This window comes from Actinomyces sp. (genome assembly GCF_030530635.1).
Classification (GTDB): domain Bacteria; phylum Actinomycetota; class Actinomycetes; order Actinomycetales; family Actinomycetaceae; genus Actinomyces.
The window spans coordinates 1-6947 of sequence record NZ_JAUMUL010000096.1 but is presented as its reverse complement, the minus strand read 5'-3'; the positions used below and the strand labels follow the sequence as shown (position 1 = coordinate 6947).

The window sequence follows — 6947 nt, the reverse complement described above, 5'->3', positions numbered from 1 at the left end:
TCTCCACCTGCACCGAGTGCGGCCGCTGCCAGGACCTGTGCCCGGCGTGGAACACCGGCAAGCCCCTGTCCCCGAAGCTGTTCACTCTGGCGCTGCGCGACCACCACGCCGCCGTCGCCCCCTACCTGCGGGCGGCGAGCGCACTCGGCGTCGAGCCCGACGAGGTCACCGAGGAGATGCTCGCCGAGCGCCGCAGCACCCGCGGCCCGCTCGGGCGGCTGGTGGGCATGACGGACGGCCTGGAGGACGACGACGATCTGGGCCTGGCTCCGGGCAGCGCTCACACCGGCGACGTGCTGGGCGCCCTGCTGGCCGCGAAGGCCGCCCCGAGCGATACGGGCGTGTCCACGCGTCCGGCGCCGCTGGCCGGCGAGGTGATCCCCGCGGACGTGCTGTGGTCGTGCACCACCTGCGGGGCGTGCGTGGACCAGTGCCCGGTGGACATCGAGCACGTCGATCATGTGATCGACGTGCGCCGTCAACAGGTGCTCATGGCCTCGGCCTTCCCCAAGGAGTTGGGGCAGATGTTCCGCAAGCTGGAGTCCAAGGGCAACCCCTGGGGCCTGGCGGCGCGCAAGCGCATGGACTGGGCCAAGGGCCTGGACTTCGATGTGCCGGTTATTGGTGAGGACATCGAGTCGGCCGAGGAGGTCGACTACCTGTTCTGGGTGGGCTGCGCGGGTGCCTACGAGGACCGGGCGAAGAAGACGACGCGAGCAGTTGCCGAGCTGCTGCACACCGCCGGAGTGTCCTTCGCCGTCTTGGGCGACGCCGAGGCCTGCACCGGCGACCCGGCCCGCCGCGCCGGCAATGAGATCCTGTTCCAGACGCTGGCGGCACAGAACGTGGAGACGCTCAACGAGGCCGGCGTGCAGAAGATCGTGGTCACCTGCGCCCACTGCTTCAACACGCTGGCCCGCGAGTACCCGCAGGTGGGCGGACATTACGAGGTGCTGCACTACACGCAGCTGCTGGGACGCCTGGTGCGGGAAGGGCGGCTGCGTCCCGTTCCCCCGCAGGCGGGGCCGACGGCGCAGCCCGCCGCAGGGCCTGAGGCGGGCGGCGCCTCGACCGTCACCTACCACGACGCCTGCTACCTGGGCCGCCACAACCGCATCTACTCCCCGCCGCGCGAGTTGCTGGAGGCGACCGGCGCCACCACCGTGGAGATGCCGCGCAGCCACGAGCGTGGATTCTGCTGCGGCGGCGGCGGGGCGCGGGCCTTCATGGAGGAGTCGATCGGCACCCGCATCGCGGTGGAGCGCTCGCGCGAGGCGATCGGCACCGGCGCGCAGGTGATCGCGACGGCCTGCCCGTTCTGCACCACCATGCTCTCCGACGGCGTCGCCTCCGAGGGCGCCGACGTGCGCGTCACGGACGTGGCCACCCTGATGCTGGAGTCCGTCCGCCGCGGCCAGCAGCCTGCCTCCGCGTGAGATAAACCGCGGCCGAGAATCATCCGCCGAGTCTCTTGACGCGACTTACTCTACGTCATAGAGTCCTCTACATAATCGCGTAGGAGGTGTCATGCGGCTCGACTTCGACACACCCGTGGCGCTTGAGAACGTAGGCAAGCGCTTCGGCCAGGTGCACGCGCTCACGGGACTCAACCTCCAGATAAGCGCTGGCGGGACCGTGGGCCTGCTCGGACCGAATGGATCGGGCAAGACCACACTTCTCAGCCTGATCGCCGGCCTGCGCCGCCCGAGCGCCGGAGAGGTCAGGCTGTTCGGCGCCGATCCACGCAACCCCGAGGCCAGAGTCCGCCTCGGAGTCATGCCTCAAGGGCCCGGAATCGTGAAGACTATGAGCGTCCTCAAACTCGTGCGGTTCGTGGCTGAGCACTTCGCTGACCACGAAGCGCCCGAGGAATTACTCAGCGCCTTTGGCCTGGACCACCTCTCTAAGAAGGCCGCCGGCTCGCTATCCGGAGGGCAACAGCGGCTCCTGTCGGTCGCGCTCGCCTTCGTCGGCCGACCGCGTCTCGTGCTGCTCGACGAGCCGTCAACCGGATTGGACGTCACCGCGCGCCGACATTTGTGGGACACCATCCAGGAGAGAGCGAGTCAGGGTGTCACAATCTTGCTTACAAGCCATTACCTCGAGGAGGTTCAGGCACTCTCTGACCGTATCGTCATGATTCGCGAAGGCTGCGTCATCGCCGACGACGACGCGGCCTCCTTCGTGCAACGCGCCGCCACCACCGTCATCCGCGTAACGACCGCCGATGACCGCGCACTAAGACTGGCGAACATCCGCAATGCCCGTAGGGACGGCCGAGACGTCATACTTCACGTTGACGACGCCAGCAGCGCACTCCAGTCGCTCGCCGACGCGGGCGTCCGTTACTCGGACATTGATATCCGCAGGCCAAGCCTGGAAGAAGCATTCGCCCAACTAACCACGGGTCAGGAGGTCTCATGACTACCGGCGCGGACCACGATGCGCGAATCAATCTTCAATCGCCGACGAGACTCGCATGGGCGTGGACACGATTTGAGCTATCGACCTGGCTGAAAGAGCCCACCGCCGTAATCCTGAACATCGCATACCCATTGATCATGCTCATGTTCTTCTTCGTCTCCCCGATGAACATTCAGTCAGACCCGGGGCTCGCTCTCTCACTGATCGGATACCTGAGCCTGGTCGGCGTACTAATGGTGTGCACGAACTTCCCTGCCACAGGAGTGCCGGAGGCTCGCGAAAGCGATTTCTATCTATTCTCCCGCACACTGCCCACAGGGCCCGGGCCGCGACTGGTCGGCTGGATTGCCGCACCGATAGCATGCGCGCTGATCAGTGCAGTAGGAACATTCATCATCGGCGTTCTGGTTACCGCCGCCCAGCCCACGCCCAGCCAGTCGGCAGTAATCCTAGGTGTCGCACTAATATTGACCCTCCCAATCACAACACTAGGCCTCGCCCTCGGATTCCTCCTATCGAAGAAGACAGCCCTCGCCGTGAGCCTGACCGTCGCGTTCGCTATGATCCTCTTCGGCGGAATTAGCGGCATGCCGATGCCTCCGTGGGTCGACGCCGTTGCCAAGCTCCTGCCAACAGGCGCAGCCGGAACCATCACCTCCGACTATCTGGCGAACCGGCCATTCAACCCGAGCAACCTAGCGGTCGTTCTCGCGTGGACTACCATTGCGACCGCCGGCTCGGTAGCACTATACCGTCGCGATGAGGGGCGGAATTTCAGGTAGAGGACAGACACACGGTTTCCACAATCTCCTAGTCACCTGCGTTCCGCCGCCACGGGAGTCCTTTTATGGGATGCCTTGATACGCCTCAGCCACGCAACGATCCCGGTGCGCCCACATCATGTAGACTGACATGCCAGCGAAGGAGGCCCGAGCATCATGCCTGATGAAAGAGACGAGGCGGCGGCCATCGTTGAGCGCATCGACGAACTCCGCACGGCATTTCGCCGTCGCACACAAATCAACGACCGTTTCATTTATCTGCTCCTTGCAGCAACATACCTCTTGGCATTCGGCGGCCAGTACGCCCTGCAGCAGGCCTTTCCCGGCATCGGCGGCACGGGCTGGATGGTTGCCGTCATCGGCCCGGTTTCACTCCTCGTCATCTTAACCCACAGCTTCAAGCAGTATGACGGCATCCACGGGGAGACCGCCAGAAGACCGACTTTCTTCGGCATCGCCTGGCTGTTTGGACTGGTGCTGACTCTGTCAATAACCGCAACTGTCGGCGCACAGTTGCCGGTCGATGACGTGGAGCACATCGCTTATGCTACTTCATGCATCTTCATGGGGGCCATCTACTTCTTATCAGGCACCTACTTCGGCGGTCGCCAGGAGAGTATCCTCGGCCTATGGCTAATCACAGTCGGCGGCGTCGGTATGCTACTCGGAATGCCGCTGATGCTCCCCACCATCGGTGTGCTCTCGGCGGCCGGTTTCCTCACCTGCGCACTGGCGGCCAAGCCTCCCGCTCGAAGAGGCTCACTCATCGCTTCACCGGTCCAGCGTGGGCGACCCTAGGGCCCTTCCCGTAGGAACACGCGGCGCGCACAGCAGGCACAGGACAGGAGACCACCCTTATGCATAGCCCTCAAGGTATCATCTGATGTCTCCCATTGAGATGGATGAGTTGATCCACGCCCCGACGCGGCTGAAGATTATGTCGGCGCTGGTCGAGCTGGGCGAGAACAGCGAGATCACGTTCTCCCGCCTGCAGAACCTTCTTGAAATGACGCCCGGAAACATGTCCGCTCATATTAAGCGCCTTGAGCGAGCAGGCTACCTGGCAACAACCAAGACTTTCACTCGTCGCGGCGTCGCCCAGACACGAATCAGAGTCACCAGCCGGGGCGTCACGGCATTTGAAGACTACGTGCGCCAGTTGCAGACCTTGATCAGAACACCCTTGAACGCTCACACGCACGCGGAGCAGCGATAGCCAGCTCTTCAAACGAGCCGGTTCACCGTCCATGACGCCTCAACGGTCTGTTGAAGTCCTCCGAGCCATACAGCACACCGCTAACCGGCGTTCCCGACACCGAAGTGGCGTAGTAGAGAGCATATCCGGGCCGACGCCGGCCTGAGCGCCTAGAAGTCGGTCGCGACACTCACCCCAGTCAAGGCGGCACGAATGGCGCCCGGGCGCACGTCTCCCTGCCGCAGGATCGTCACCCGGCCGTCCTGAACCTTGACGATCGTCGACGATGCCGTGGTGCCCTGATGCCCGCCTTCGAGGATCAGGTCCACCGCGTCGCCGATCTGCTCGCTCGCGAGTTTCAGATCCACTAGGACGCCGTCGGCCCTCCCGGACAGGTTCGCCGAGGTCATCGCCACCGGCCGACCGACGAGGTCCAATAGTCGTTGCAGGGTCGGGTTGGACAACACCCCGAGCGCAACCGTGCTGCCTCCGCGCACCAGGAAGTCGGGCACCGCGTCGCTGCGCGGCAGGACCAGGTTGAAAGGGCCGGGCCAGAACGCCGCCGCCAGTGCCTGAACCGTGGCCCTGTCCGCCGCGGGTACCCGCGTGTAGCGTTCCCAGTCCCCGGAGTGCCGCAGGAGGAGGGTCAACGGGGAGGTCGCCGGGCGGCGCTTGATGGCGCAGGAAGAGGGTCAACGGGGAGGTCGCCGGGCGGCGCTTGATGGCGAAGGCCCGCTCGATCGCCACCTCGTTCCAGGAGGGTTATTCATAGGGGTGGCTCGCCGCTCCTGAGTCGTCTCACTTTAGTGCCCTGCGGTGTTTAGGTTGTTGAGGATTTGCTGTGCGGTCTGGGTGGTCTGGGGTTGGGCGGTGACGTGGTGTCCGTTGATGGTGATGGTGACTTCCTGGAGCGGCCGTAGTTCGCGTACGAGTCGCTTGATGCTCACGCCGGTGGCGGCTTGTAGATGGCGGGCTACCGCCAAGGCGGCCATGACGACGGTCAGGTGGGCCTGGATGGCGTCGTGGGTGTGGTGGAAGACGGGCCTGGCCCGCAGGTCGTGCTTGCTCATTCGGAAGGACTGCTCCACGTGCCACAGCTCGTGGTAGGAGGCGATCACCTCACCGGCGGGCATCACCGTGGCGGGGATGTTGGTCACGTAGCCTTTCAGCCCGGCGAGCCTCCTGGCGCGGGCCAGGCCGGCCTCATCCAGCACCTGGTCGCCCTTACGGGTGGTGACGAATCTGGTGGCCTTGGGGCGCCGGTCCCCGGCGACCACCGCCCGAGCCCGGTTCTCCTGCGCGGTCAGGGTCTTGTTGTCCCGGGCGAACCGGCGCGCGCTGTAGGCCCACACCGCGCGCCACGACCCGGGATACGCCTGAGCACTCCAGACGGGCTCATCACGGACGTTCTGGTCGCGTTCCCGGCTGGTGGAGCCTCGGCGTGGGGTGATGGTGTCGATCACCTGCCCATCGGTGAAGGCGTCCCCATGCCAGGCGAAGTGGGCGTCCAGGTCCGCCGGGGCCTTGGTCATGCGGGACCCGACGATGAACCCCAAGCCGGCCTGATCGAGCGCTTCGAGGTTGGTTGCTGAGAGCATGCCGGCGTCGGCGACCACGACCAGGTGCTCGGTCCCCGACGCCTCCCGGAACTCCTCGACCATGGGGATCAGCGTGCTGGTCTCGGCCCTGTTGCCCTCCCAGCAGCCTATCTGTAGGGGGAAGCCCGCCCGATCCACCAGCAGCCCCACGATGACCTGCGGGTCGACCCGCCGCTCCTTGGAATAGCCCACCCGCCGTAGGTCGTCTTCCTTCTCCGCCTCGAAGTACAGGGTCGTCACGTCATACAGGCACAGGGACAGGTCGCCGCGGCCGGTGACATGCCGCAGGCAGGCGGCCTGAATACGGGAGCGGTAGTCGCCAGTAATGCAGCGGGCCAGGGACCGGAACAAGGATGCCCGCGACACGCTACCCACCCCCAGCTCACTGACTACGCGGGGTACTTGCTCCTTGCTGGTGGGCTCGATCAGCCGGGCAAGCACCATCTGCTTAAAGCCTTCATCCCCACCAGTAGCCTCATCCAGCCCCAGGGCCGCGTATGCGCCACACAGCACATCCCACAGCAGGGCCGAGCGCTTGGACTCAACCACCGCCGACGCGGCCTGGCCGGCGGCCTGCGGTGGCAGGCCGGCCAGGTCCAGCACCCCCTGGCCGCCCCGGATCTTCTCCCGCCCCGCCTGAACCAGGGCCGCCAGCTCCGCCTCACCCGTGTGCCGAGCCCAGATGCTCCACAACCCGGCGCACCCCGTGCTCCTTAGCCACGATCTGCACCGCCGTAGCACCCGACGCGGTACGCACCTTACGAACATACGGGCTCACACACCATCACTCTACCGCCCACCGGATTAGTGCCCCACAACCACCAACCCAACCACACCACACCAACGAAAAACCCCGATCGTGACGCACAGTCACCAAAAACGAGACGAGTCAGGCCTGAACCGTGGCCCTGTCCGCCGCGGGTACCCGCGTGTAGCGTTCCCAGTCCC

General features: G+C 65.3%; 7 protein-coding genes. 5 read left to right on the top strand and 2 right to left on the bottom strand.

Annotated features, from left to right (window positions below; genetic code table 11):
- From Q4A20_RS14355 to Q4A20_RS14335, 5 genes are all read left to right on the top strand, one after another.
- Positions 1 to 1436 (top strand): (Fe-S)-binding protein (locus tag Q4A20_RS14355; protein ID WP_303124016.1); only part of this gene is annotated, 1436 nt, incomplete at its 5' end.
- A gap of 91 nt (positions 1437 to 1527) precedes the next feature.
- The gene (locus Q4A20_RS14350) at positions 1528 to 2424 is read left to right on the top strand and encodes an ABC transporter ATP-binding protein (RefSeq protein ID WP_303124014.1); all 897 of its coding nucleotides are present in this window, start codon (positions 1528 to 1530) and stop codon (positions 2422 to 2424) included.
- Entirely contained in the window at positions 2421 to 3206 is a 786-nt protein-coding gene (locus tag Q4A20_RS14345; RefSeq protein ID WP_303124012.1) for an ABC transporter permease, read from the top strand. Before Q4A20_RS14350 ends, Q4A20_RS14345 begins: the two co-directional genes overlap by 4 nt.
- A gap of 156 nt (positions 3207 to 3362) precedes the next feature.
- Complete coding sequence (locus Q4A20_RS14340; RefSeq protein WP_303124010.1) at positions 3363 to 4004, top strand: hypothetical protein; 642 nt, start codon at positions 3363 to 3365, stop codon at positions 4002 to 4004.
- A gap of 85 nt (positions 4005 to 4089) precedes the next feature.
- A complete protein-coding gene (locus Q4A20_RS14335) occupies positions 4090 to 4422 on the top strand; it encodes a transcriptional regulator (protein ID WP_303124008.1) in 333 nt (110 codons plus the stop codon).
- A 149-nt stretch (positions 4423 to 4571) separates the two neighbouring features.
- Here the strand turns inward: Q4A20_RS14335 and Q4A20_RS14330 are convergent, their stop codons facing one another.
- Both Q4A20_RS14330 and Q4A20_RS14325 read right to left on the bottom strand, forming a co-directional pair.
- A complete protein-coding gene (locus Q4A20_RS14330; RefSeq protein WP_303124018.1) occupies positions 4572 to 5078 on the bottom strand; it encodes an L-threonylcarbamoyladenylate synthase in 507 nt (168 codons plus the stop codon).
- Positions 5079 to 5204: 126 nt separating this feature from the next.
- Positions 5205 to 6692, bottom strand: coding sequence for an IS1634 family transposase (locus tag Q4A20_RS14325; protein WP_303124006.1), 1488 nt, complete (start codon positions 6690 to 6692; stop codon positions 5205 to 5207).
- Positions 6693 to 6947 lie beyond the last annotated feature (255 nt).

What these genes read in the sequence shown, in the direction of transcription:
- Q4A20_RS14340 (WP_303124010.1), top strand. Translation starts at nt 3,363, where the DNA reads ATGCCTGATGAAAGAGACGAGGCGGCGGCCATCGTTGAGCGCATCGAC.
- Q4A20_RS14350 (WP_303124014.1), top strand. Translation starts at nt 1,528, where the DNA reads ATGCGGCTCGACTTCGACACACCCGTGGCGCTTGAGAACGTAGGCAAG.
- Q4A20_RS14345 (WP_303124012.1), top strand. Translation starts at nt 2,421, where the DNA reads ATGACTACCGGCGCGGACCACGATGCGCGAATCAATCTTCAATCGCCG.
- Q4A20_RS14335 (WP_303124008.1), top strand. Translation starts at nt 4,090, where the DNA reads ATGTCTCCCATTGAGATGGATGAGTTGATCCACGCCCCGACGCGGCTG.